Genomic DNA, 23,021 nt, shown 5'->3' on the forward strand with positions numbered 1-23,021 from the left:
ACAACCGTCCAGCCCCACCACGACCAAGGTCGTCACCCGTGTAACGGATGAACGAAACCAGGCGAGAAAGGCACCACAAATGACAATGACAGATCCGGTCGCAGACATGCTGACCAGACTGCGCAACGCTAACTCGGCGTTCCACGACACCGTGTCCATGCCGCACAGCAAGCTCAAAGCGAACATCGCAGACATTCTCAAGGCCCAGGGTTACATCTCGGCGTGGGATGTCAAGGATGCAGTGGTCGGCAAGACCCTCACGCTCAACCTCAAGTTCGGTCCGAACCGCGAGCGTTCCATCGTCGGCATCAAGCGGGTTTCCAAGCCCGGCCTGCGCGTGTACGCGAAGTCGACCGAAATCCCCACCGTTCTCGGTGGTCTCGGCGTTGCCATCCTGTCCACCTCCAGCGGTCTGCTCACCGACCGCCAGGCTGAGAAGAAGGGCGTAGGCGGAGAAGTTCTCGCCTACGTGTGGTAGCCGACAATGTCACGTATTGGAAGACTTCCCATCCCGATTCCCGCGGATGTCACGGTCGCCACTGAAGGCCAGCGCGTCAACGTCAAGGGTCCGAAGGGCGAGCTCGCGCTCACCGTCGCGAACCCCATCGAGGTCAAGATCGAGGACGGCCACGTCGTCGTCACGCGCCCGAACGACGAGCGCAACTCGCGTTCGCTGCACGGACTGACTCGCACGCTGATCGCAAACCAGATCATCGGGGTGACGGTGGGTTACACCAAGTCTCTCGAGATCGTCGGTACCGGTTACCGCGTCGCCCAGAAGGGCAGCTCGATCGAGTTCGCCCTCGGCTTCTCGCACCCGGTCCTCGTCGAGGCACCTGCCGGCATCACCCTCACCGTGGAGAGCGTCAACCGCCTCACGGTCGGTGGCATCGACAAGCAGGCTGTCGGCGAGGTCGCCGCCAACATCCGTAAGATTCGCAAGCCGGAGCCCTACAAGGGCAAGGGTGTGCGTTACGCCGGCGAGATTGTTCGCCGCAAGGCCGGAAAGAGTGGTAAATAACCATGGGTCTCGGAACTAGAGGTAAGAGCAAGGCCGCTGCCCGCGGACGCAGGCATGCACGTCTTCGCAAAAAGATCGAGGGGACCGCGCTTCGTCCGCGTCTCGTCGTGACCCGTTCGGCTCGCCACGTGTTCGTGCAGGTCGTCGATGACAGCAAGGGTTTCACCCTTGCTTCGGCGTCCACGCTCGAAGACGGTCTGCGCACCTTCGATGGTGACAAGACCGCCAAGGCCCGCAAGGTCGGCGAACTCGTCGCCGAGCGTGCGAAGGCCGCCGGCATCGACGCTGTCGTATTTGACCGTGGCGGAAGCAAGTACGCAGGACGCGTCGCTGCGATCGCCGATGGAGCTCGAGAGGGTGGATTGAACCTGTGAGCACTGAAACCGCTAGCACAGCAACCAAGGAGACCGTGGTGGCCGCAGAGGCACCCGTCGAAACCGCTGCCTCAACGGCACCTGCCCAGAACGAGCCTCGTGAGGCTCGTCGTGGCGGTCGTGAGCGCAACCCGAACAAGGACCGCGGAAGCCGCGATGCCGACAAGAGCCAGTTCCTGGAGCGCGTCGTCACCATCAACCGCGTTTCCAAGGTGGTGAAGGGTGGTCGTCGCTTCAGCTTCACCGCTCTCGTCGTCGTCGGTGACGGAAACGGCCTCGTCGGCGTCGGATACGGCAAGGCCCGCGAGGTGCCGACCGCCATTTCCAAGGGCGTCGAAGAAGCGAAGAAGAACTTCTTCCGCGTTCCCCGCGTCGGTCTGACGATCCCGCACCCCGTGCAGGGTGAAGCCGCAGCCGGCGTCGTCCTGCTGCGTCCCGCCGCCGCCGGTACCGGCGTTATCGCCGGTGGCCCGGTGCGCGCCGTTCTCGAGTGCGCGGGCATCCACGATGTCCTCAGCAAGTCGCTCGGTTCGTCGAACACCATCAACATCGTTCACGCCACGGTCGAGGCCCTGCACCAGCTCGAAGAGCCGCGTGCAGTTGCGGCTCGTCGTGGCCTCGCGTACGAAGACGTCGCTCCGGCGCGCTTCCTGCGTGCCGACGCCGCCGCAGCAGCAGCAGCAGCTGCAGCGGCAGCAAAGGCAGGTGCCTGATGGCTCGCCTCAAAGTGACACAGATCAAGTCCAAAATTAGTGAGAAGCAGAACCAGCGCGACACGCTTCGCAGCCTGGGTCTCAAGCGCATTGGCGCAGTCACGATTCGCGAGGACAACTCGCAGAACCGTGGCTACGTCAACACCGTTGCTCACCTCGTAAAGGTCGAGGAGATTGACTAATGGCTGACGAGAAGGAAGCTGCCACGGCAGCCGCTAAGCCCGCCACTGCACAGAAGGCAGCCCCCAAAAAGGCTGCCTCCGCCAAGGTCGCAGTGAAGGCTGCTCCGACCGAGAAGCGCGAGCAGGTTCTGAAGGTTCACCACCTTCGCCCCGCCCCCGGAGCCAAGAAGTCGCGCATGCGTGTCGGTCGTGGTGAAGGATCCAAGGGTAAGACCGCCGGCCGTGGAACCAAGGGTACGAAGGCGCGCTACAACGTGCGCATCGGGTTTGAGGGTGGCCAGATGCCGCTGCACATGCGTACTCCGAAGCTGCGCGGGTTCAAGAACCCGTTCCGCGTCGAGTACCAGGTCGTCAACCTCGAGAAGCTCGCCGAGCTTTACCCGAACGGCGGCGATGTAACCATCGCCGACCTGGTCGCCAAGGGTGCCGTTCGCGACAACGAGAAGGTCAAGGTTCTCGGCAATGGTGACATTGCGGTTAAGCTGAACATTGCAGTGGATAAGGTCTCCGGCTCAGCAGAGCAGAAGATCGTCGCTGCGGGTGGCTCAATCAAGTAAGTCCGTAGACGCTGAGCGAGCTTGTCGAGGCCACCAATCGAAATCTTTCGATGCTGGTCTCGACAAGCTCGTTTTTCACGTTATTAACTGGAGGCATTGTGTTCAGCGCCATCGCGCGGATATTCCGCACACCCGACCTGCGCAGGAAAATCGGGTTCAGCTTGGGTATCGTTGCCCTGTTCCGACTGGGCTCGTTCATCCCTGCCCCCTTCGTCGACTTCGGAAACGTTCAATCGTGTCTGGCGGCGAACCAGGACGCCAGCGGCCTCTATGAGCTCGTCAACCTCTTCAGCGGCGGCGCGCTGCTGCAACTGTCGGTCTTCGCGCTCGGCATCATGCCGTACATCACGGCCTCGATCATCGTGCAGCTCCTGCGCGTGGTCATCCCACATTTTGAGACACTGCACAAGGAAGGCGCGTCCGGACAGGGCACGCTCACCCAGTACACTCGGTACCTCACCATCGCCCTCGCGATCCTTCAGTCGACGACGCTGATCACGGTGGCCCGCAGCGGAGCGCTCTACGGCACGTCCGCCAGCGCCGAGTGCTCGCAGCTGCTCACCAACGACGCCTGGTACGCCATCATGCTCATGGTCATCACCATGACCGCCGGCACCGGCCTGATCATGTGGATGGGTGAGCTCATCACCGAGCGCGGCATCGGCAACGGCATGTCACTGTTGATCTTCACCTCGATCGCAGCCCTCTTTCCGGGATCGCTCGCCTCCATCGGGCAGCAGAAGGGCCTCGACATCCTCATGATCGTGATCGCGGTCGGTCTGGTCGTGGTCGCCGCGGTGGTCTTCGTCGAGCAGTCCCAGCGTCGCATCCCGGTGCAGTACGCCAAACGGATGGTCGGACGCCGCACCTACGGCGGGAACAACACGTACATCCCGATCAAGGTGAACATGGCCGGCGTCGTGCCCGTCATTTTCGCGTCGTCACTGCTGTACCTTCCGGCCCTGATCGCGCAGTTCAACCAGCCGGCGGCCGGACAGGCGCCGGCAGCGTGGGTCACCTGGGTCACCAACAACCTCACGCAGGGCAACGATCCGCTCTACATGGCGCTGTACTTCCTCCTCATCGTCGGATTCACCTACTTCTATGTCGCGATCACCTTCAACCCCGAAGAGGTCGCCGACAACATGAAGAAGTACGGCGGATTCATCCCGGGCATCCGTGCCGGTCGTCCGACTGCCGAGTACCTGGACTTCGTTCTCACCCGGGTGACGCTGCCCGGTGCCCTGTACCTGGGCCTGATCGCCCTGCTGCCGCTGATCGCGTTCTCCGCGATCGGAGCCGACCAGAACTTCCCGTTCGGTGGCGCCAGCATCCTGATCGTGGTCGGTGTCGGACTCGAGACGGTCAAACAGATCGACGCGCAACTCCAGCAGCGCCACTACGAAGGGCTTCTCCGATGACCCGTTTGCTGCTGATCGGCCCGCCCGGCGCGGGCAAGGGAACTCAGGCCGAGCGCCTGTCCGAGGCCTTCGACGTTCCGGCCATCTCCACCGGTGACATCTTCCGCTTCAACGTGAAGAACGACACCGAGCTGGGTCTTCAAGTCAAGGCGTTCATGGATGCCGGCGCGTACGTGCCCGATTCCCTCACCAACGCGATCGTGTCCGATCGGTTGCAGCAGCCCGACGCCACCGAGGGATTCCTGCTGGACGGCTACCCGCGCACGCAGGAGCAGGTTCTGGAACTGGACCGGTTGCTGGAGGCCGACGGTGACGCACTCGACGCCGTCGTGCTTATCGTCGCCGACACCGAAGAGGTCGTCGCCCGACTCCTCAAGCGTGCCGCCGAGCAGGGGCGTGCGGACGACACCGCTGACGTCATCCGGCACCGCCTCTCCGTCTACGAGGAGCAGACATCTCCTCTGATCGACGTTTACTCTTCCCGCGGTCTCGTGGTCACGGTCGACGGCCTCGGTGCCGTCGACGAAGTGACCGGGCGCATCCTTGCGGCTCTGACCAAGCGCGGACTCTCCGTGCCCGTCACCAGCGTGCCCGTCACTAGCGTGCCCGTCACCAGCGTGCCCGTCACCAGCGGAGACGCAGCCAGCGCCTCCTAACCCGGTCGTGCACGCCCAGCGTGCGCGTCCTCAGCAGTTTGCAGAGATCTTCACGATGAGCCTTCGACGATCCATCTACAAGTCGCCGGCGCAGATGCGGTTGATGATCGCGCCCGGACTGGCCACGGCCGCATCCCTGGATGCGGCCCGGGCGGCCATCCGGGTCGGTGCGACCACCCTCGAGCTCGACGCGGCCGCCGAGGCGGCCATTGTGGCTCGAGGCGGCCTGCCGAACTTCAAGCTGGAGCAGGGCTACCACCACACGGTCTGCGCGTCCGTCAACGAGGATGTCGTGCACGGCATCCCGGGGGCTCGCGTGCTCGCCGCCGGCGACATCGTGTCGATCGACAGCGGCGCCATCATCGACGGCTGGAACGGCGACGCGGCCTTCTCCTTCGTGATTCCGGACCCGGCCCGGCCCGAGGTCGTCGCCGAGCGCGAGAAACTGTCGCACGTCACGGAGAAGTCGCTGTGGCACGGGATCGCCCGGCTCGCGGTGGCGCGTCACCTCAACGAGGTCGGCGATGCCATCGAGGACTACGTCGAGTCTCAGGGCGACTACGGAATCCTCACCGACTACGTCGGCCACGGCATCGGCCGGTCCATGCACGAGGCCCCGCCCGTGTTCAACTATCGCGTTCGCCAGAAGGGTCCGGACGTGAAGCCCGGTCTCGTGATCGCGATCGAGCCCATGGTCGTCATGGGATCTATCGAGACGTTCGTGCGCGACGACGACTGGACCGTCGCCACCAGCGACGGCCTGGCCGCCGCGCACTGGGAGCACAGCGTGGCCGTGCACAAGGACGGCATCTGGGTGCTCACCGCCGCCGACGGCGGCGCTGCGGGGCTGGCCCCGCTCGGCATCACGCCCGTTCCGCTCCCGTAGCCGCACACGGCCCGAACCAGCCGCACACGGAACGTCGGATCTCACCGCACTGCGTGGACGCCGTTCCGCACGCGCAACGTCGTGCCCGATGCCAAACCAATTCGACGGAGATTTTGGGTTAAACACCCGTTTTCGTGCCCGAAAGCGGTGTTTTGGGCAGAATCTCCGTCGAATTCGTTCGGGGTGAGTCGACCCCGGGCTCCGGACTCGTACGAGACGGCGGTTGCAGCGCGCATCCACCCCGCGCTGCGGTCAACTTCTCGCCTGTCCGAGAAATGGACCAATCGCCACTCACCCGCCACCCGCGATCGCTCCTCACCCGCGGCAATCGGAACCCGCTCCCGGAGCCGCACACGGCCCGAACCAGCCGCGCTCGGGGGAGGGGATCTGGTCTCTCCGGGACTCCGGAGGCGGGAGGATGGAGAAGAGGGCAAACCGTCCGTCGCGGCTCAGGGAAAGAGCGATTCCATGAAGATTCTCATCGTCTGCGGTGCTGGCGCCTCCAGTGCCTTTGTTGCACATCGGGTTCGGCACACCGCCGCGGCCCGCGGTCTGGATGTCCACGTCTTCGCGGGGAGCGAATCGGATCTGCCGGCCTCCCTCGGCCCGGTCGACGTGCTTCTGGTGGGTCCCCACCTGGCACCCCGGTTTGAGAAGATCCGCCTTCAGGCCGTGCACGCCGGGGTCGGCATCGCCCTGCTGGAGGAGAGCGTCTTCGCCTCGCAGAACGGCGACGAAGCGCTCGATGCCGCGATCTATGCGTACAAGACGCGTGACTGGGCTGAAACGAAGAAGTAGCCCGACTGGTGGCCTACTGGTCCATCAGGTGCACGAGCTCGTCGATGAAGGATGCGAAGTCCACCGACCGCTTGACCAGCCGCTGCACGTCGGCCCGGTCTGAGAAGACCTCCACGAACTGGTCGAAGACGGTCTGGAAGCTCTTGCGCCCGGCGGCGCTGAAAGCGACCATCGCCACCACGTTGACGCGGTTCTCGCCCCACGCCATGGGAGTGTCGTTGATCACGACGGCGATCGAGGTACGGATTGCCGTCATCGACATCGAGTGCGGCACCGCCACGTTGTCCGTGAACGCCGTCGACGACATGAGCTCGCGCTCGATCGCGCCGTCGATGTAGCTCTCGTCGATATCGCCGTGTGCGATCATCCGTTCGCCGAGAGCGCGGATCATCGCGGTCTCGTCAGCGGCGTGGAAGTTGTGCGCGAACAGAGACTCGTCGAAGAACTGCAGCAGCTCGTCCTTGAGATCGGCGCGACGGCGAAGACGACGGATGCGGCTGGCGGCCTTCCGCACGCGGTCGATGTCGGCCTCGGTCAGGAACGGCTGGATCACGATGACGGCCTCGGCCGGCGACTGCGGTTCGATGGTGGAGAGCACGAGTTTCGCATCCAGGGCCTTCCAGTCGACGTCGCTGCGGGTGACCACCGACACAACTTCGAGCTCGTCACCGAGGACCCGCTCGATCCGTTCGCGCAGCAGCACGTGCATGTCGTAATAGTTCGGGCAGATCAGAGCGCACGTGACCAGCTCCTCGCGCCGGGACTGCTGCTGAAGGTGGGCACCGACGTGCATCGCGATGTACGCGATCTCATCGTCGTTGATCACGATCTGCTCCTGCCGCTGCAACTGGCTGGCGATGTAGACGGCGACCTCATAGATCATCGGGTAGGACGTCTTGATCGACCTGGTGAGCGGGTTGTGCGAGTACGAGCGGTCTGTCGCCCGGTTGATCAGGTTGCGCACGTGCAGCGTGAGCCTCACGATGAAGTTCTCCTCCGCGAGGTCCAGCAGGAACTCGTCCCCGGCCTGGCCGACGATCCGGCGCACGGCGTCGAGATCTTCGGGGCGGACGAAGCTCTCGATCAGAACCTGCGCCGGCTGGTCCTGCCCGGGTGTGATCACCCGGGTCTTGAGCAGGAGTGCGATGTAGTCGAGGTCACCGACACCCAGTTCGACGTGGAAGTGGCGCACGATCAGCCCGGAGAGGGCGAGGGTCATCGCGTCGGGGGAGCCGACGGATGCCGCGGTCTCGGCCACCACGGGTGAGGTGCGCCTCGTGACCCGGTCGATGGCGATGGCGACATGGAGTAGAACGTCGTTGGTGCCGTACTCGTTGACGAAATACCCCTGCGAGTCGAGCATCGCGATCAGATCCGTCTTGAACTCTCCGAGGCTCTCGGAGGCGAACTCGCGCTGGATCGCCTGGAGTTCGAGCAGACCGCGCGAACTCTCCTCGCGGAACAGCCGGCTGAGCAGCCTCCGCCGGTCGGTCTCGGAGCCGGCGAGCGTGACCACGCTGCCGTGGCGGGTGAGCGTGAGCCCGGTGGCGGGCAGTAGCTGCCGCACCTTGGTCAGGTCGGAGTCGATCGTGGAGTCGCTGACGAACAGCTCGGCGGACAGAGCGTAGACGTCGAGCCCCTCGTGGGACTCCGTGAGCCGGCGCACCAAAGCGTAAAGGCGATCCGTCGGGGTCTCGGCTTCGTCCGAGGGAATGCGCCCCCTGGCGCGGAACACGGCGAACGCCTCGAGGTCCAGCCGGTACCCGGCCGGCCCCGACTCGATGATCTCGAGCGGCCCGGCTGCCAGTTTCAGGTTCGTGACGTAGCTGCGCACGGTTCGGGGCGTGACGCCCAGGAGGTCGGCAAGCTCGCCGGCGGTAACCCAGGCCGGTGTCTGCGACAGAAAATCCAGCATCCGTGTCTGTTTGTCGCTCATCGCATGAAACTCCCAAGTAAAAAGCAAGTCTCCCACGCCGCTCCTGGCCGGATCTCTGCCACGAGATTTCCGGGGGTGCGGAAAAGTCTCTGGTGGCCCCGCACGACCACCTTGGTCAGACTTGAATAAGTCGCAACGTGACGGGGTAACTCCTCATCGCATCCCTACGAAAGGCAGAGAAATGACGACGACGTCAGCTACCAAGACCAAGAGCGGAGGAACCCGTGTGCACGTTCAGCGCTTCGGAACCTTCCTCAGCGGAATGGTCATGCCCAACATCCCTGCATTCATCGCGTGGGGATTGATCACCGCATTCTTCATTCCGACCGGTTGGACCCCGAACGCGACCTTGGAAACGCTCGTCGGACCGATGATCGTGTACTTGCTGCCGCTCCTGATCGCCAACACCGGTGGCCGGATGGTCTACGGAACGCGTGGTGCGGTCATCGCCTCGATCGCGACCATGGGTGTCATCGTGGGCAGCGAGATCCCGATGTTCATCGGCGCCATGATCGTCGGCCCGGGATCCGCGTACCTCCTGAAGAAGCTTGACAGCCTCTGGGCCGGCAAGATCAAGCCCGGGTTCGAGATGCTGGTCGACAACTTCGCGTCCGGCATCCTCGGAATGATCCTCGCGCTGGGTGCGTTCTTCGGAATCGCCCCGCTCGTGACCGGGATCAGCAATTTCCTCGAGATGATCGTCGACTGGCTCGTCTCCAACAGCCTGCTGCCCATCGCCAGCATCTTCATCGAGCCCGGCAAGATCCTGTTCCTCAACAACGCCATCAACCATGGCGTGCTCACGCCGATCGGTGTGCAGCAGGTTGCTGAAAACGGCCAGTCGGTGCTGTTCCTGCTCGAGGCGAACCCCGGCCCCGGCTTGGGCATCCTGCTCGCCTTCTCCTTCTTTGGAGTCGGCATCGCACGGGCAAGCGCACCGGGCGCCATCATCATCCACTTCTTCGGCGGCATCCACGAGATCTACTTCCCGTACGTGCTGATGAAGCCGGCACTGCTCCTCGCCGCAGTCGGCGGCGGCATGACCGGTGTCGCCATCAACGTGGCCTTCGCAACCGGCCTGCGCGCCCCAGCCTCACCCGGCAGCATCATCGCTATCCTGATCCAGACCGCCCCGGGCAGCTATGTCGGCGTCATCCTCTCCGTCATCGGCGCCGCCACGGTGTCATTCCTGATCGCAGCCGTCATCCTCCGTGCCAGCCGCAAGCGCGACCTGACCGCGGGCGATACCGGTGACATGGCCGAGGCCATCGCCAAGACCGAAGCAAACAAGGGCAAGGCCAGCACCATCCTCGGCGGCCTCGGAGCCTCCGGCACTTCGGCCACCACCGCTCGCCGTGTCAAGAACATCATCTTCGCGTGCGACGCCGGAATGGGCTCCAGCGCCATGGGCGCTTCGGTGCTGCGTAACAAGATCAAGAAGGCCGGTCTCGACGGCATCACCGTGACCAACCAGGCGATCGCGAACCTCGACGGCACGGCCGACCTGGTCATCACGCACCAGGACCTGACCGCCCGGGCCCAGTCGAAGTCTCCTGACTCGACGCATGTCTCGGTCGAGAATTTCATGAACAGCCCGAAATACGATGACGTCGTCGCCCTGATTCAGGGCCAGGCGGCCGAGGAGGTAGCGCGATGACCGACCGCATTCTGGAACTGGGCAACGTCGTGGCCGCGGGGTCGGCCACCACGAAGCTCGACGCAATCCGTGAGGCCGGCGCCCTGCTCGTCACCGCAGGCGCCGTGCGCGAAGACTACGTCGACTCGATGTTCGACCGCGAAGCCAGCGTGTCGACCTACATGGGAAATTTCCTGGCGATCCCGCACGGGACCAACGACGCCAAGGAGTCGATCGTCCGGTCGGCCCTGTCGCTCGTGCGTTACGCCGAACCGATCGATTGGAACGGCCAGCAGGTGCGTTTCGCCGTCGGGATCGCGGGGCTCAACAATGAGCACCTCGAAATCCTGCAGAAGATCGCGATCGTCTTCTCGGACGAGGACGAAGTGCAGAAATTGATTGACGCCGTCACAGCAGAGGACATCTTCATGCTCCTCGAGGAGGTAAACGCAGAATGAAGGCCATTCACTTCGGTGCAGGGAACATCGGCCGCGGATTTGTCGGCCTCCTGCTTCACGATGCCGGATACGAGGTTGTCTTCGCCGATGTGAATGTCTCCCTGATCGACGCATTGCAGGCTGCCGGCAGCTACGCCGTGCACGAGGCAGGGGAAGTGTCGACCACCCGCGTGGTCGACACTTTCCGGGCCATCAACAGCGCCACGGATGAGGCCGCACTGATCGACGAGATCGCGACGGCCGATATCGTCACCACCGCGGTCGGCCCCACCGTCCTCCGCTTCGTGGCACCGGTCATCGCGGCCGGACTGGGGCGGCGGTCGGCCGAGTTGCCGCCCCTGGCCGTGATGGCGTGCGAGAACGCCATCAACGCCACGGATGTCATCGCCGAACAGATCTGGGCCAACGTGCCGGAGCCGGAGCGAGCGGCTGTGGCCGAGCGCGTCGTCTTCGCCAACACGGCAGTCGACCGCATCGTGCCCGGCCAGGCCGAGAGCGACGGCATCGACGTAACCGTCGAGGCCTTCTACGAGTGGGTCATCGAGCAGGGCGCCTTCAACGGCGCCGTGCCGGTCATCCCGGGTGCGACTTTCGTCGACAATCTCGCGCCGTATATCGAGCGCAAGCTGTTCACGGTGAACACCGGACACGCGACCGTCGCCTACCTCGGCGGTGTCGCCGGGGCTTCCAAGATCTCCGACGCGCTCCTGGTGCCGGCGGTGCTGGACGGCGTCCGAGCGGTGCTCGAGGAAACCTCGGCCCTGCTCGTGGCCAAGCACGGCCTCGACGTAGACGCCCAGCGCGCCTATCGGGAGAAGATCCTGGTGCGCTTCGCCAACCCGTCCCTGCCCGACACGGTAGAGCGCGTCGGCCGCCAGCCGCTGCGCAAGCTCAGCCGCCACGAACGGTTCATCGGCCCTGCCGCCGAGATCGCCGAACACGGCACCCGCCCGGTCGCGCTGCTCGCAGCCGTCGAAGCCGCACTCCGGTTCGACGTCGCCGACGATGAGCAGAGCGCCCTGCTGCAACGGATGCTGCGCGACGAGACAGCCGAATCGTTCACCGCGTCGGTGTGCGGCCTGGACGCCGCGCATCCGCTGTTCGCCGACGTGGTCCTGGTCGTGGCCGCGGTGCAGAAGGCCCTCTGAGCGGAGAATCCCCCGAGGGATTATAGGGAAGAATTGCCAAAAGGCAACTCCGTACCATAGAGTAAATCCTTGGTGTCTTGTGCGCACGTATGCGGCGTATCAGTGCACCACAATCCACGCACGACCAGCAATCAATACCCTAGCGATAGTGAGTTATGGCCAAAAAAGACGGTGTCATCGAAATCGAGGGCGCGGTAGTCGAAGCTCTTCCCAACGCGATGTTTCGCGTCGAGTTGAGCAACGGCCACAAAGTTCTTGCCCACATTTCAGGCAAGATGCGTCAGCACTACATCCGTATTCTCCCTGAGGATCGTGTGATCGTGGAGCTGAGCCCGTACGACCTGACTCGCGGCCGGATCGTTTACCGCTACAAGTAGAGAGTGCTGTAAGTAACGGCCCGAGGCGTTCCTGGGGTACGAAGACAGCGAATACAAGGACACACCATGAAGGTCAAGCCCAGCGTCAAGAAGATCTGCGACAAGTGCAAGGTCATCCGCCGTAATGGCAACGTGATGGTCATCTGCGAGAACCCTCGTCACAAGCAGCGTCAGGGCTGATCTCGCCAGGCTCGATCACGGTCGAGTCGGTCGAGATGCAACTGAATACATAAAATAGCAGTGCCGGGAACCCTTCGGGGGGACACCATCGGTTGGAGGCCGATGAACAGGCACTGTCACAGACCTCCACTCATATACAGGAGAAGCCACAATGGCACGTCTAGCCGGCGTTGATATTCCTCGCGATAAGCGCGTGGAAGTTGCACTGACTTACATCTTTGGTGTTGGCCGCACGAGGGCACTCAAGACCCTCGCCGACACTGAAATCGATGGAAACATCCGAGTCAAGGACCTGAGTGACGATCAGCTCGTCGCCCTCCGTGACTACATCGAAGGAACCTTCAAGGTTGAGGGTGACCTCCGCCGTGAGGTTGCCGCTGACATCCGCCGCAAGGTCGAGATCGGCAGCTACGAGGGCATCCGCCACCGCAAGGGCCTGCCCGTTCGTGGCCAGCGCACCAAGACCAACGCTCGCACCCGCAAGGGCCCGAAGCGTACCGTAGCCGGCAAGAAGAAGGCGCGCTAGGCCTCGGCCTGGCCCGTCTCGCCTTTAGGATTCAGGAGAAATTCATGGCAGCACCAAAGTCGGCCGTTCGGAAGCCGCGCAAGAAAGAAAAGAAGAACGTCGCTGTGGGCCAGGCCCACATCAAGAGCACCTTCAACAACACCATCGTCTCGATCACTGACACCACCGGTGCGGTCATCAGCTGGGCGTCCTCGGGTGGAGTCGGCTTCAAGGGTTCGCGCAAGTCGACCCCGTTCGCCGCGCAGCTGGCTGCCGAGTCGGCTGCCCGCCAGGCGCAGGAGCACGGCATGAAGAAGGTTGACGTCTTCGTCAAGGGACCGGGATCGGGCCGCGAGACCGCGATCCGTTCGCTCCAGGCCGCCGGCCTCGAGGTCGGTTCGATCAACGACGTCACCCCCCAGGCGCACAACGGATGCCGTCCGCCCAAGCGTCGTCGCGTCTAACCAACCGGCATCTCGCCATCGGCCGGGCCCGTCACAGGACGGGCCCGGCTGTGGCGGGTCGTGGGGCATCACCCCTCCCTCGTTCGACGATGTGCTCGATTGTCGGGCTTGTCGAGAGACACACAACTCAAAACCTCGCCACGCAGGTGTCATATAGCGGACACTTAGCCGAAAGGAATCAACAGTGCTTATTGCACAGCGCCCCACGCTCACCGAAGAGAACATCTCGGAGTTCCGATCCAGGTTCGTCATCGAACCTCTTGAGCCTGGTTTCGGTTACACACTCGGCAACTCGATGCGCCGCACCCTCCTATCATCGATCCCCGGAGCCGCTGTCACCAGCATCCGGATCGACGGTGTGCTGCACGAGTTCAGCACCGTTCCCGGTGTCAAGGAAGACGTCACCGAGATCATCCTCAACATCAAGGGCCTCGTCATCTCCAGCGAGCACGACGAGCCCATCACCGCGTACCTGCGCAAGCAGGGTGCCGGCCAGGTCACGGCCGCCGACATCTCGGCTCCGGCCGGTGTCGAGGTGCACAACCCCGAGCTGGTCATCGCCACGCTGAACGACAAGGCCAAGTTCGAACTCGAACTGACCATCGAACGCGGCCGCGGCTACGTGTCGGCGACCCAGAACCGCAACGAGTACTCTGAGGCCGGCCAGATTCCGGTCGACTCGATCTACTCGCCCGTGCTCAAGGTCACCTACCGCGTCGAGGCAACTCGTGCCGGTGAGCGCACCGACTTCGACCGCCTCGTCGTTGACGTGGAGACCAAGTCGGCGATTTCGCCTCGCGACGCCATCGCATCCGCCGGTCGCACGCTGACCGAGTTGTTCGGTCTGGCCCGTGAGCTGAACACCGCCGCCGAGGGCATCGAAATTGGCCCCGCGCCGGTCGATGTCGTGCTGTCGACCGAGCTGTCGATTCCGATCGAAGACCTCGATCTGTCGGTTCGCTCGTACAACTGCCTCAAGCGCGAGGGCATCAACAACGTCAGCGAACTGGTCGCCCTCTCGGAGACCCAGCTGATGAACATCCGCAACTTCGGACAGAAGTCGGTGGATGAGGTCAAGGACAAGCTCGTTGAGCTCGGCCTGTCCCTGAAGGACTCGGTGCCCGGATTCGATGGCGCCCACTTCTACAGCGGCTACGACGAAGAAACCATCTAAAGCAGTCGTTCAGACTGACTTTCGACTTTGATACTGGAGATAACCAATGCCTACGCCCACTAAGGGAGCCCGCCTCGGAGGCGGACCGGCCCACGAGCGCCTCATGCTCGCCAACCTGGCCGCATCCCTATTCACCCACAAGTCCATCAAGACGACCGAGACGCGCGCCAAGCGCCTGCGTCCGGTCGCCGAGCGACTGATCACCTTCGCAAAGAAGGGTGACCTGCACGCCCGTCGTCGCGTGCTTGCCACTATCGGCGACAAGACCGTTGTGCACGAGCTCTTCACCGAGATCGCACCTCAGGTTGCCCTTCGTGAGGGCGGTTACACCCGCATTACGAAGCTCGGCTTCCGCAAGGGCGACAACGCTTCGATGGTGCAGATGGAGCTCGTTCTCGAGCCCGTCACCCCGAAGGTCAAGCGCTCCTCCGCCAAGGCTGCTTCCAAGCCTGCCGCGGCAGCGCCCGTTGCCGAGGCTCCGGCCGAGGTCGTCGTCGAGGATGCTGCTGTCGAAGCTGACGTCGTCGAGGATGATGTCGCTGCCGCTGAGGAATCCAAGTAAGCACCAGCGCTGTATCGGCTCAGCTGAATCGCTGTGTTGAATTGAGAGGGGCCCGACTTCGGTCGGGTCCCTCTCTTTGTGCCCCGGCGACGGGCTAGCGCCCACGCGGGGCCCCGGCTACGATGTCGGCCATGGAACGCCCGACCGGAACCCAGAATCAGGGCCCGCGGCGGCGTGCAGCCCTGACGCCCGACGCGCCGGGGCCCGCCCACCCTGAGATCGCCCGGTGGCGTCCGGCAACGGTGTCGGACGCCGACGATCTGTGGCGGTTCACCCGAGCGGTCGGCAAGGCGGACCATCCATACCACCTGACGACGCGGGAGGGAATCGAGCGGGATTTCGGTCTGTCGTACTTCCATCCGGAGCGGGATTCCCTGATCGGGTTCGCCGCCGACGGCACCCTCGTGGCGATGGGAATGGTGATGGCGCCGCCGCGCGAGACGCTGGCCCGCGCGATCCTGGTCGGCGGGGTGCACCCCGACTACCGCGGACGCGGAATCGGCCGCGAGCTGCTCGCGTGGCAGCTGGGCCGGGCCGAGCAGCAGCTCGCCACCGACGATCCCTCGGTTCCACGCTGGATCCTCGCCTACACCGACGAGACCGCGTACCGCAGCACCCGTCTGTTCCGGCGCCTCGGCATGGAATGCGCCCGATACTTCCAGTCCCTCGAGCGGCGCCTCGACGAGCCGATCCCCGAGATCGACCTTCCGGTTGACATCCGCGTCATCCGGTATACCTCGGAGCTCTCTGCGGCCGTTCACGAAGCGCGCGACTCGTCGTTCCGGGATCACTGGGCCAGCCAGCCGATGAGCGACGATGCTTGGGACTCCTTCGTGACGAGTCGCAAATTCCGCCCCGACCTCTCATACCTGGCCCTCGCGGCCGGCCCCGACGGCACCCCGAAGGTCGTGGGCTTCACCCTGGCCACGGTCAACGAGGACGACTGGCTGAACCAGGGCTACACCGGCAGCCACGTTGACCTCGTCGGCGTCATCGACGGATGGCGGGGTAAACACATCGCCCTGACCCTGCTCGGCACGCATCTGCATGCCGCACGCACCGAGGGTCTGGCCCGGGCGACCCTGGTCGTCGACTCCGAAAGTCCGACCGGCGCGCTGAACCTGTACCTCGGCATGGGTTTCACGCCCACCACCCGCAGTCTCGCCTTCACCATTGAGCTCAAGTCCCACCCGGGACCCGCACCCGCCGACCCGGCCGACCCGGCCTTGGTCACGGCAGCAGCGGCGGCCGGAAAGAGGGTGACCCGGCAGGGTCGGGCAGGCGATACGCCTCGAGGCCCGGCTGCGGCGGCGGCTCGGCGAGCCGTTCCAGAGCGGCCCGGATGACGTCGGCATAGATCCGACCGCCGGCCGGACCGGGATGGATGTTGTCGTTTGCGAGCACATCCGTGTGCGAGGCGATCGCCGTGCTCCAATCGGCCAGCTCGACCGTGCGGTGCCGGGCAGCGTACTCGGCCAGGCTGGCGTTGACCCCGGCCGTCCAGTCACGTTCGGCGAAGGCGGTGATCAGGATCAGCTCCCGGTCCGGGCCGATTACCGCGCGGATGGCCGCCAGCTGACTCGAACGGATCGGCCCGTTGGTGCCGAGGCCCACGACGACCACCGGCCGGAGCGTGCCGGCCTCGGCTTGGGTGGCCAGGATGTCGGGGGCAGCCCCCATGCCCCGTGAGACGGTGGCATCGATCGCGATCCCCGGGAAGCCGGCCTGCAGCTCGGGGACCGAGGCGAGCATCACCGAGTCGCCCACGGCCGTGATCAGGTCCCCGGGCGCCGCGCGTTCAATGGCGCTGACGGCCGGCCGGGACGCGCGCCGTGCGTTCTGCACGGCCTGCCGCTGCGCAGCATCCAGTGCCTTCTGGCCGCGTTCGATCTCGCTCTGGGCGCTCGTCTGGGCGGGAGCGGTGAGCAGCGCCGCGGTCGTGCCGGTCGCCAGAAACAGCGCGGCGGCGCCGAACAGGCCGAACCAGACGAGCCTGCCGGGCATGCGGATCGTGCGCGCACCGCTCGTGCTCTGCCGCAGGCGACGGATGCTGCCGCGCACCCCCTTCGTGCGCACGGGAAGTTCCAGCCAGCGGTACGATCCACCGGCCGCCAGCAGCGTCAGCGCGCCCGCCAGCACCCCGACTCCGATGCTCGTCAGCACGGTCGGCGACGCGGCGGCCGCCGGCCACGCCCCCTGGGCGAGCACGAGCACCGGCCAGTGCCACAGATAGATGCCGTAGGAGCGTTCACCCAGGTAGCGCAGCGGCGCGGTATCCAGCGCCTGGCCGAAGCCTGGCCCGCGCACGGCCGCCCAGATCACGACCGCGGTCAGCAGGCTCACCAGCATCAGTCCGCCTCGATAGGTCGCCAGGCCGGTGTCGGGCAGGGCGAACGCCGCCGCCAGAACCCCGGCCAGGGCGAGCCGACCCAGCCACGGCCGCCAGCGGTCGCGCAGGGCGGCGAGGCGGGGTGCCGTGCCGCCCGGGAGGCCCGAACGGCGCAGCAGCAGCGCGAGCGCGGCACCGGTGAAGAGCCCGAAGCTGTGCGTGTCCGAGCCGTAGTACACCCGGGTGGGGTCGGCGGGGTCGTACAGTAGCCCCATCCAGACGGCAGAGGCCAGGGCCAGGCCGGCGACGAGTGCCAGGCGAAGCCGGCCGCTCCTCACCAGCAGCAGGCCGAGGAGAGCGAACGGCCAGACCAGGTAGAACTGCTCCTCCACCGCCAGCGACCACAGGTTGCGGAACAGTTCCGGCGCCGTGGCGCTGAAGTAACTCGCCGACCCGGCGATCGATACCCAGTTGTAGCCGAAGGTGATCGCGCCGAGCAGCTGCCAGCCGAGGCCCACCAGCACGTCGCCGCCGATCAGCCAGGCGGCAGTGCACAGGATCAGCACCAGCGGGACCAGTGGCGGCACCAGGCGCAGCGCCCGCCGTTTCCAGAATCGACCGAGCGCGATCCGCGAGGTTTCGTCCCGTTCGGTGATGAGGAGGCCCGTGATCAGGAACCCGCTGATCACGAAGAAGACGTCGACCCCGATGAATCCGCCGGGAAGGACCGCGGGGAAGAAGTGGAACACCACGACCAGAACGACGGCGATGCCACGCAGGCCGTCGAGACCGGCCAGGCGTTTGGTGGGCACGTTCACGGAGTCCGGATGAGGGTCAGAGGGCGGGGGCGGCAGATTTTCATGACAGGTGGGGACCGAAGTCCGGGTTCTACGATAACCCGGACCGGACCGTACACTTACCTCCGTGATTCTTCCCCCGGCGCCCGACGAGACCCAAGCAGCGGGCACCACCCGGATCAGGCTCGACATCGCCTATGACGGCACCGGCATGAGCGGCTGGGCGACGCAGCCGGGCCTCCGCACCGTGCAGGGTCAGATCGAGGCCGGGCTGGCCGGCATCCTGCACAGCCACCCGCCGACCCCGATCCTGACCGTGGCCGGGAGAACGGATGCCGGTGTGCACGCGACCGGGCAGGTCGCCCACTTCGATCTGAACCCCGACCAGGCCGACGGCCTCGTGCGCATCTCCCGCGGCAAGGGGCGGCCCCCGACGCCCCTGGCGGTCATGGTGCAGCGGCGGCTCAGCGGCATCCTCGTCACCCAGCCCGAAATCGTGATCACATCCTCCGTGCTCGCCCCGCCCGGGTTCGACGCCCGGTTCTCCGCGCTTTACCGGCGCTACGAGTACCGGATCGCCGACTCCGTCGTCGGGCACGACCCGCTGCAGCGGTTCCGCACCACCTGGCACGGCTTCGCTCTCGACGTGGACGCTATGGACGCGGCTGCCGCGACGCTGATCGGCCTGCACGACTTCGCCACCTACTGCAAGCCGCGGCCCGGGGCCACCACGATCCGCACCCTGCAGGAGTTCCGCTGGTACCGCGATCCGGATGGTGTGCTCGTCGCATCCGTTCAGGCTGACGCCTTCTGCCACAGCATGGTGCGCGCGCTGGTCGGGGCCTGCGTCGCGGTGGGGGAGGGGCGGCTGTCCGGGGACCGCCTCGTCGACCTCCGGATCGAGCGGGCCCGCACCAGCGAGTTCAAGGTGATGCCCGCCCAGGGTCTCACGCTGCTTCAGGTCGGCTATCCGGCCGACGAACTGCTCGCCGTGCGGGCCCGCGAAACGCGCGCGCGCCGGGAGCTCATCGACGACACCGAGTAATGGTTGAATTGCGCTGCCGGGCCGACGGCGTTAGTGTTATTCCTTGGTGTCTGTGCGTTGCAGCCAGACACACGAACGTGAGCCCTCCATCGATCGTGTTCCCTCTCTGGGAACACACCCGGAGCGGGATTCACGAACACCTCCGTTCGAACAAGAAAGCAGCTCAATAGTGACGCGCACTTACACTCCCAAGGCAAGCGAAGTCCAGCACGACTGGGTCGTCATCGACGCCACAGATATCGTGCTCGGTCGTCTTGCCAGCCACGCCGCCATTCTCCTTCGCGGGAAGCACAAGGCAACGTTCTCTCCCCACATGGATATGGGCGACTTCGTCATCATCATCAACGCCGAGAAGATTGCCCTTACCGGCAAGAAGCTCGACCTGAAGATGGCGTACCGCCACTCCGGTTACCCGGGCGGCCTCACGGCCACCAACTACTCGGAGATGCTCGAGAAGCACCCGACCCGCGCGGTCGAGAAGGCCATCCGTGGCATGCTGCCGAAGAACACGCTCGGCCGCGCCCAGCTGGCCAAGCTCAAGGTCTACGCCGGCCCGGAGCACCCGCACGCCGCGCAGCAGCCGAAGCCGTACACCCTCGCCCAGGTCGCTCAGTAGCGCCGGCCCCCAGACTTTTCGATTCTAAGAAAAAAGGATTCACACCATCGTGGCGAAAATCGCAGATCAGATTGACCAGGCTCCGGAGAGCTACTCGACCGAGACTCCGACCGAGACTGTAACCAAGGCGCCCCGCGCCATCCTCAATGTCCCCGGCGCAGCCGTCGGACGTCGCAAGCAGGCCATCGCCCGCGTGCGCATCGTCCCCGGCTCCGGCACGATCACCGTCAACGGCCGCGAATTCGGGGACTACTTCCCGAACAAGCTGCACCAGCAGCTCATCAACGACCCGTTCAAGGTGCTCGACCTCATCGGCAGCTACGACGTCATCGCCCGCATCACCGGTGGTGGCCCCTCCGGCCAGGCCGGTGCCCTGCGTCTCGGTATCGCGCGTTCGTTGAACCAGATCGACGAAGAGAACAACCGCGCCATCCTCAAGAAGGCCGGCTTCCTCAACCGTGACGCTCGCGTCAAGGAGCGTAAGAAGGCCGGACTCAAGAAGGCCCGTAAGGCTCCTCAGTTCTCCAAGCGTTAAGTCGATTGGCACCGTAGAAAAATGCCTCGACTATTTGGCACGGACGGCGTCCGGGGTCTGGCCAACCGTGATCTCACGGCTGGCCTGGCTCTGGCCCTCGCCCAGGCCAGTGCGGCGGTCCTCACTCAGGGCCGCCGCGCGGAGTTGCGTCGCGCAGAGGGCCGTCGGCCCGTTGCGGTGCTCGCCCGGGATCCTCGGATCTCCGGTGAATTCATTTCGGCCGCGGTCGCGGCCGGACTGGCGAGCTCCGGTGTGGACGTGCTCGACGCGGGCGTCATTCCGACGCCCGCCGCGGCTTTCTTGATCGCCGATATCGGCGCAGACTTCGGCGTGATGATTTCCGCCTCGCACAACCCCGCTCCCGACAACGGCATCAAGTTCTTTGCCTTCGGGGGAACCAAACTTCCCGACGACGTTGAGGACCGCATCGAAGAGCACCTGTCGCTCGACATGCTCACGCCGATCGGCGGAGACGTCGGTCGCATCAGCCGCTTCGCGGACGCCGAGGACCGCTATGTCGTGCACCTGCTCGGAACGCTGCCGCACCGCCTGGATGGCATCCACGTCGTGCTCGACTGCGCGCACGGCGCCGCCGCCGGCGTATCGCCGCAGGTCTTCACGGATGCCGGTGCCACGCTCACGGTCATCGGAGCCGACCCCGACGGCAACAACATCAACGACGGGGTGGGCTCCACCCACCTCGACAATCTCTCCCGTGCCGTCCTCGAGGCCGGTGCCGACGTCGGAATCGCCCACGACGGCGACGCGGACCGGTGCCTGGCCGTCGACCGCGACGGCAACATCATCGACGGTGACCAGATCATGGCGATCCTCGCTGTCTCCATGGCCGAGCGCGGGGTTCTGAAGGACCGCACGCTCGTGGCCACGGTGATGAGCAATCTCGGTTTGCGTAAGGCCATGGCGGCCAACGACATCCGCATGATTGAGGCCAAGGTCGGCGATCGGTACGTGCTCGAAGAGCTCAACGTCGACGGGCTGTCCCTCGGCGGCGAACAATCCGGTCATGTGATCATGACCAAGTTCGCCACGACCGGTGACGGCATCCTGACCGGGCTGCACCTGGTCGCCGAGATGGCACGCACCGGCAAGACCCTCGCAGAGCTCGCCTCGGTGATGACGGTCTACCCGCAGATCCTGGTCAACGTGCGCGGCATCGACCATCACGGGCTGAAATCGAACGAGGTCATCGCGGAGGCTATCCGTGCCGCTGAGGCCGAGCTCGGGGACACCGGACGGGTGCTGCTGCGACCGTCGGGCACCGAGCCCATGGTGCGCGTCATGGTCGAAGCGGCTGATCAGGGCACCGCCGACCGGCTCGCGAACGAGCTGGCCGACATCGTGCGCCTGCAGCTCGCCCTCTAGAGAGTTCTCGCCGCGGCCGCACCCGCGGCCGCACCCTCGTTCTCGGCCGCGGGCCCCGCGCCCTCGTTTTCGGCTGCGCCCCGCGCGCCCGCTCCGCCCCGCGCCCCTGACGAATTCGACGGAGATTGTGGCCGAATCGTTCCGAAACAGCCAGAGAAACCGGCTTTTCGCCAAAATCTCGGTCGAATTGGTTCACGGCCGGAGTGCCCGGACGTCGAGGGTGCCCGGACGTCGAGGGTGCCCGGACGTCGAGGGTGCCTGTGCGGTGACACCCGGCGGAGCGCACTGTGCGGTGACACACGGCGGGTCACACCTTGCGCAGCAGCACCTTGGAGACGGAGTGGTTCGGATCCTTGCGCAGCACGAGGGTCGCCCGAGATCGGGTCGGACGGATGTTGCGCAGCAGGTTCGGTTCGTTGATCTCGGTCCAGATTTCCCGGGCCCGGCTCCGCGCCTCGGCCTCGGTCATACTCGCGTACCGGTGGAAGTACGACTTCGGATTACTGAATGCGCCGCGCTGCAGCTTGAGAAAGCGCTCCTCGTACCAGCGAGCGATGTCCTGCGTGCGGGCGTCCACGTATACGGTGAAGTCGAAGAGGTCGCTGACGGCGAGGCCGTGGCCCGGTCCGGGCGGCTGCAGCACGTTGAGACCCTCGACGATCAGGATGTCCGGCTGCCGCACCACGATCTGGGCGTCGGGCACGATGTCATAGCTGAGGTGTGAGTAGAACGGCGACCGCACTTCGGCGGCACCGCTCTTGACCGCGGCCACGAAGCGTAGCAGGGCCCGCCGGTCGTAGGACTCGGGGAACCCTTTTCGGTCCATCAGGCCCCGGCGGGTGAGTTCGGCGTTGGGCAGCAGGAAACCGTCGGTGGTCACCAACTCGACCCGCGGGGTGTCCTCCCAGCGGGCCAGCAGCTCCCTCAGCAAGCGGCCGATGGTGGACTTGCCCACCGCGACCGATCCGGCGACCCCGATCACGAACGGCGTGCGCTGGGCGCGCTCCCCGAGGAAGTCGCTCGTGGCGCGGTGCAGCTGCCGTGCACCGGCGGCGTAGAGGTTGAGCAGGCGGCTGAGCGGCAGGTAGACATCCGTCACCTCACTGAGGTCGAGCGGCTCACCCAGCCCCCGCAACTGCACGATCTCCGTCTCCCGCAGCGGAAGCCGGGTGGTTGGCGCGAGGGCGGCCCAGTCAGCCCGGTCCAGTTCGACGAAAGGAGTGCTGTGGCCGTTGTTCCAGGGACTCGCAACCGGATCGGACATTTCA

General features: G+C 65.3%; 27 protein-coding genes. 24 read left to right on the plus strand and 3 right to left on the minus strand.

Annotated features, from left to right (window positions below):
• The first annotated feature begins 79 nt into the window (after positions 1 to 79).
• From rpsH to E3N86_RS10080, 10 genes are all read left to right on the plus strand, one after another.
• Positions 80 to 478, plus strand: coding sequence for a 30S ribosomal protein S8 (gene rpsH / locus E3N86_RS10035; protein ID WP_104100957.1), 399 nt, complete (start codon positions 80 to 82; stop codon positions 476 to 478).
• 6 nt (positions 479 to 484) lie between these two features.
• Positions 485 to 1,021, plus strand: coding sequence for a 50S ribosomal protein L6 (rplF, locus tag E3N86_RS10040; RefSeq protein ID WP_104100956.1), 537 nt, complete (start codon positions 485 to 487; stop codon positions 1,019 to 1,021).
• Positions 1,022 to 1,023: 2 nt separating this feature from the next.
• Positions 1,024 to 1,395 carry a 50S ribosomal protein L18 gene (gene rplR / locus E3N86_RS10045; protein ID WP_134342143.1) on the plus strand — a complete coding sequence of 124 codons (372 nt, stop codon included), beginning with the start codon at positions 1,024 to 1,026 and terminating at the stop codon, positions 1,393 to 1,395.
• Between the two features lie 35 nt (positions 1,396 to 1,430).
• Positions 1,431 to 2,108, plus strand: a complete 678-nt coding sequence (gene rpsE, locus E3N86_RS10050) for a 30S ribosomal protein S5 (protein WP_134511906.1) — start codon at positions 1,431 to 1,433, stop codon at positions 2,106 to 2,108.
• Positions 2,108 to 2,290 (plus strand): 50S ribosomal protein L30, encoded by a 183-nt coding sequence (gene rpmD / locus E3N86_RS10055; RefSeq protein WP_174235710.1) that lies wholly within the window; start codon positions 2,108 to 2,110, stop codon positions 2,288 to 2,290. The genes rpsE and rpmD overlap by 1 nt, the downstream gene beginning before the upstream one ends.
• Positions 2,290 to 2,847: a 50S ribosomal protein L15 gene (rplO, locus tag E3N86_RS10060; RefSeq protein WP_104100954.1), complete on the plus strand. Its 558-nt coding sequence runs from the start codon at positions 2,290 to 2,292 to the stop codon at positions 2,845 to 2,847. The genes rpmD and rplO overlap by 1 nt, the downstream gene beginning before the upstream one ends.
• Before the next feature lie 98 nt (positions 2,848 to 2,945).
• Positions 2,946 to 4,268, plus strand: a complete 1,323-nt coding sequence (gene secY / locus E3N86_RS10065; protein WP_104171762.1) for a preprotein translocase subunit SecY — start codon at positions 2,946 to 2,948, stop codon at positions 4,266 to 4,268.
• Entirely contained in the window at positions 4,265 to 4,924 is a 660-nt protein-coding gene (locus tag E3N86_RS10070; protein ID WP_134511892.1) for an adenylate kinase, read from the plus strand. Before secY ends, E3N86_RS10070 begins: the two co-directional genes overlap by 4 nt.
• A 55-nt stretch (positions 4,925 to 4,979) precedes the next feature.
• Positions 4,980 to 5,810 (plus strand): type I methionyl aminopeptidase, encoded by an 831-nt coding sequence (gene map / locus E3N86_RS10075; protein ID WP_134511893.1) that lies wholly within the window; start codon positions 4,980 to 4,982, stop codon positions 5,808 to 5,810.
• Positions 5,811 to 6,278: 468 nt separating this feature from the next.
• Complete coding sequence (locus E3N86_RS10080) at positions 6,279 to 6,608, plus strand: PTS sugar transporter subunit IIB (protein WP_134511894.1); 330 nt, start codon at positions 6,279 to 6,281, stop codon at positions 6,606 to 6,608.
• 13 nt (positions 6,609 to 6,621) lie between these two features.
• On the opposite strand, the gene E3N86_RS10085 is transcribed toward E3N86_RS10080, so the two are convergent.
• The gene (locus E3N86_RS10085; protein WP_134511895.1) at positions 6,622 to 8,544 is read right to left on the minus strand and encodes a BglG family transcription antiterminator; all 1,923 of its coding nucleotides are present in this window, start codon (positions 8,542 to 8,544) and stop codon (positions 6,622 to 6,624) included.
• 181 nt (positions 8,545 to 8,725) lie between these two features.
• On the opposite strand from E3N86_RS10085, the gene E3N86_RS10090 reads away from it, so the two are divergent.
• The 10 genes from E3N86_RS10090 (at position 8,726) to E3N86_RS10135 (ending at position 16,394) form a co-directional block, all read left to right on the plus strand.
• Positions 8,726 to 10,201, plus strand: a complete 1,476-nt coding sequence (locus tag E3N86_RS10090; protein ID WP_104171766.1) for a PTS mannitol transporter subunit IICB — start codon at positions 8,726 to 8,728, stop codon at positions 10,199 to 10,201.
• Positions 10,198 to 10,638: a PTS sugar transporter subunit IIA gene (locus E3N86_RS10095; RefSeq protein ID WP_104171767.1), complete on the plus strand. Its 441-nt coding sequence runs from the start codon at positions 10,198 to 10,200 to the stop codon at positions 10,636 to 10,638. The genes E3N86_RS10090 and E3N86_RS10095 overlap by 4 nt, the downstream gene beginning before the upstream one ends.
• Positions 10,635 to 11,786, plus strand: coding sequence for a mannitol-1-phosphate 5-dehydrogenase (locus E3N86_RS10100; protein WP_134511896.1), 1,152 nt, complete (start codon positions 10,635 to 10,637; stop codon positions 11,784 to 11,786). Before E3N86_RS10095 ends, E3N86_RS10100 begins: the two co-directional genes overlap by 4 nt.
• Before the next feature lie 155 nt (positions 11,787 to 11,941).
• Positions 11,942 to 12,163 (plus strand): translation initiation factor IF-1, encoded by a 222-nt coding sequence (infA, locus tag E3N86_RS10105; RefSeq protein ID WP_055965022.1) that lies wholly within the window; start codon positions 11,942 to 11,944, stop codon positions 12,161 to 12,163.
• Between the two features lie 66 nt (positions 12,164 to 12,229).
• On the plus strand, positions 12,230 to 12,343 hold the full coding sequence (rpmJ, locus tag E3N86_RS10110; protein WP_035834639.1) for a 50S ribosomal protein L36: 114 nt from the start codon (positions 12,230 to 12,232) through the stop codon (positions 12,341 to 12,343).
• Between the two features lie 151 nt (positions 12,344 to 12,494).
• Positions 12,495 to 12,869 (plus strand): 30S ribosomal protein S13, encoded by a 375-nt coding sequence (rpsM, locus tag E3N86_RS10115; protein WP_134363338.1) that lies wholly within the window; start codon positions 12,495 to 12,497, stop codon positions 12,867 to 12,869.
• Between the two features lie 44 nt (positions 12,870 to 12,913).
• Positions 12,914 to 13,312, plus strand: coding sequence for a 30S ribosomal protein S11 (gene rpsK, locus E3N86_RS10120; RefSeq protein ID WP_022883249.1), 399 nt, complete (start codon positions 12,914 to 12,916; stop codon positions 13,310 to 13,312).
• A gap of 184 nt (positions 13,313 to 13,496) precedes the next feature.
• Positions 13,497 to 14,486: a DNA-directed RNA polymerase subunit alpha gene (locus E3N86_RS10125; RefSeq protein WP_104100945.1), complete on the plus strand. Its 990-nt coding sequence runs from the start codon at positions 13,497 to 13,499 to the stop codon at positions 14,484 to 14,486.
• Positions 14,487 to 14,532: 46 nt separating this feature from the next.
• On the plus strand, positions 14,533 to 15,048 hold the full coding sequence (rplQ, locus tag E3N86_RS10130) for a 50S ribosomal protein L17 (RefSeq protein ID WP_104171770.1): 516 nt from the start codon (positions 14,533 to 14,535) through the stop codon (positions 15,046 to 15,048).
• Positions 15,049 to 15,179: 131 nt separating this feature from the next.
• The gene (locus E3N86_RS10135) at positions 15,180 to 16,394 is read left to right on the plus strand and encodes a GNAT family N-acetyltransferase (protein WP_134511897.1); all 1,215 of its coding nucleotides are present in this window, start codon (positions 15,180 to 15,182) and stop codon (positions 16,392 to 16,394) included.
• Here E3N86_RS10135 and E3N86_RS10140 read toward each other — a convergent pair.
• The gene (locus E3N86_RS10140; protein WP_241980698.1) at positions 16,279 to 18,189 is read right to left on the minus strand and encodes an acyltransferase family protein; all 1,911 of its coding nucleotides are present in this window, start codon (positions 18,187 to 18,189) and stop codon (positions 16,279 to 16,281) included. The genes E3N86_RS10135 and E3N86_RS10140 overlap by 116 nt on opposite strands.
• 196 nt (positions 18,190 to 18,385) lie before the next feature.
• On the opposite strand from E3N86_RS10140, the gene E3N86_RS10145 reads away from it, so the two are divergent.
• The 4 genes from E3N86_RS10145 to glmM all read left to right on the plus strand — a co-directional run bounded on the left by E3N86_RS10145 (position 18,386) and on the right by glmM (position 21,753).
• Positions 18,386 to 19,219, plus strand: a complete 834-nt coding sequence (locus E3N86_RS10145; protein WP_134373367.1) for a tRNA pseudouridine(38-40) synthase TruA — start codon at positions 18,386 to 18,388, stop codon at positions 19,217 to 19,219.
• 169 nt (positions 19,220 to 19,388) lie between these two features.
• Entirely contained in the window at positions 19,389 to 19,835 is a 447-nt protein-coding gene (rplM, locus tag E3N86_RS10150) for a 50S ribosomal protein L13 (RefSeq protein ID WP_104100940.1), read from the plus strand.
• A 49-nt stretch (positions 19,836 to 19,884) separates the two neighbouring features.
• Positions 19,885 to 20,370, plus strand: a complete 486-nt coding sequence (gene rpsI / locus E3N86_RS10155) for a 30S ribosomal protein S9 (RefSeq protein WP_104100939.1) — start codon at positions 19,885 to 19,887, stop codon at positions 20,368 to 20,370.
• 21 nt (positions 20,371 to 20,391) lie between these two features.
• Positions 20,392 to 21,753, plus strand: coding sequence for a phosphoglucosamine mutase (gene glmM, locus E3N86_RS10160; RefSeq protein WP_104100938.1), 1,362 nt, complete (start codon positions 20,392 to 20,394; stop codon positions 21,751 to 21,753).
• Between the two features lie 307 nt (positions 21,754 to 22,060).
• Here the strand turns inward: glmM and coaA are convergent, their stop codons facing one another.
• Positions 22,061 to 23,017 (minus strand): type I pantothenate kinase, encoded by a 957-nt coding sequence (coaA, locus tag E3N86_RS10165; protein WP_104100937.1) that lies wholly within the window; start codon positions 23,015 to 23,017, stop codon positions 22,061 to 22,063.
• Positions 23,018 to 23,021 lie beyond the last annotated feature (4 nt).

This window comes from Cryobacterium sp. Hz7 (assembly GCF_004402815.1).
In the GTDB taxonomy this organism is placed as follows: domain Bacteria; phylum Actinomycetota; class Actinomycetes; order Actinomycetales; family Microbacteriaceae; genus Cryobacterium; species Cryobacterium sandaracinum.

Coding starts and splice junctions, on each gene's coding strand:
- rpsH (WP_104100957.1), top strand. CDS start 80: ATGACAATGACAGATCCGGTCGCAGACATGCTGACCAGACTGCGCAAC.
- rplF (WP_104100956.1), top strand. CDS start 485: ATGTCACGTATTGGAAGACTTCCCATCCCGATTCCCGCGGATGTCACG.
- rplR (WP_134342143.1), top strand. CDS start 1,024: ATGGGTCTCGGAACTAGAGGTAAGAGCAAGGCCGCTGCCCGCGGACGC.
- rpmD (WP_174235710.1), top strand. CDS start 2,108: ATGGCTCGCCTCAAAGTGACACAGATCAAGTCCAAAATTAGTGAGAAG.
- rplO (WP_104100954.1), top strand. CDS start 2,290: ATGGCTGACGAGAAGGAAGCTGCCACGGCAGCCGCTAAGCCCGCCACT.
- E3N86_RS10070 (WP_134511892.1), top strand. CDS start 4,265: ATGACCCGTTTGCTGCTGATCGGCCCGCCCGGCGCGGGCAAGGGAACT.
- map (WP_134511893.1), top strand. CDS start 4,980: ATGAGCCTTCGACGATCCATCTACAAGTCGCCGGCGCAGATGCGGTTG.
- E3N86_RS10080 (WP_134511894.1), top strand. CDS start 6,279: ATGAAGATTCTCATCGTCTGCGGTGCTGGCGCCTCCAGTGCCTTTGTT.
- E3N86_RS10085 (WP_134511895.1), bottom strand. CDS start 8,544: ATGAGCGACAAACAGACACGGATGCTGGATTTTCTGTCGCAGACACCG.
- E3N86_RS10090 (WP_104171766.1), top strand. CDS start 8,726: ATGACGACGACGTCAGCTACCAAGACCAAGAGCGGAGGAACCCGTGTG.
- E3N86_RS10095 (WP_104171767.1), top strand. CDS start 10,198: ATGACCGACCGCATTCTGGAACTGGGCAACGTCGTGGCCGCGGGGTCG.
- E3N86_RS10100 (WP_134511896.1), top strand. CDS start 10,635: ATGAAGGCCATTCACTTCGGTGCAGGGAACATCGGCCGCGGATTTGTC.
- infA (WP_055965022.1), top strand. CDS start 11,942: ATGGCCAAAAAAGACGGTGTCATCGAAATCGAGGGCGCGGTAGTCGAA.
- rpmJ (WP_035834639.1), top strand. CDS start 12,230: ATGAAGGTCAAGCCCAGCGTCAAGAAGATCTGCGACAAGTGCAAGGTC.
- rpsM (WP_134363338.1), top strand. CDS start 12,495: ATGGCACGTCTAGCCGGCGTTGATATTCCTCGCGATAAGCGCGTGGAA.
- rpsK (WP_022883249.1), top strand. CDS start 12,914: ATGGCAGCACCAAAGTCGGCCGTTCGGAAGCCGCGCAAGAAAGAAAAG.
- rplQ (WP_104171770.1), top strand. CDS start 14,533: ATGCCTACGCCCACTAAGGGAGCCCGCCTCGGAGGCGGACCGGCCCAC.
- E3N86_RS10135 (WP_134511897.1), top strand. CDS start 15,180: ATGGAACGCCCGACCGGAACCCAGAATCAGGGCCCGCGGCGGCGTGCA.
- E3N86_RS10145 (WP_134373367.1), top strand. CDS start 18,386: ATGAGCGGCTGGGCGACGCAGCCGGGCCTCCGCACCGTGCAGGGTCAG.
- glmM (WP_104100938.1), top strand. CDS start 20,392: ATGCCTCGACTATTTGGCACGGACGGCGTCCGGGGTCTGGCCAACCGT.
- coaA (WP_104100937.1), bottom strand. CDS start 23,017: ATGTCCGATCCGGTTGCGAGTCCCTGGAACAACGGCCACAGCACTCCT.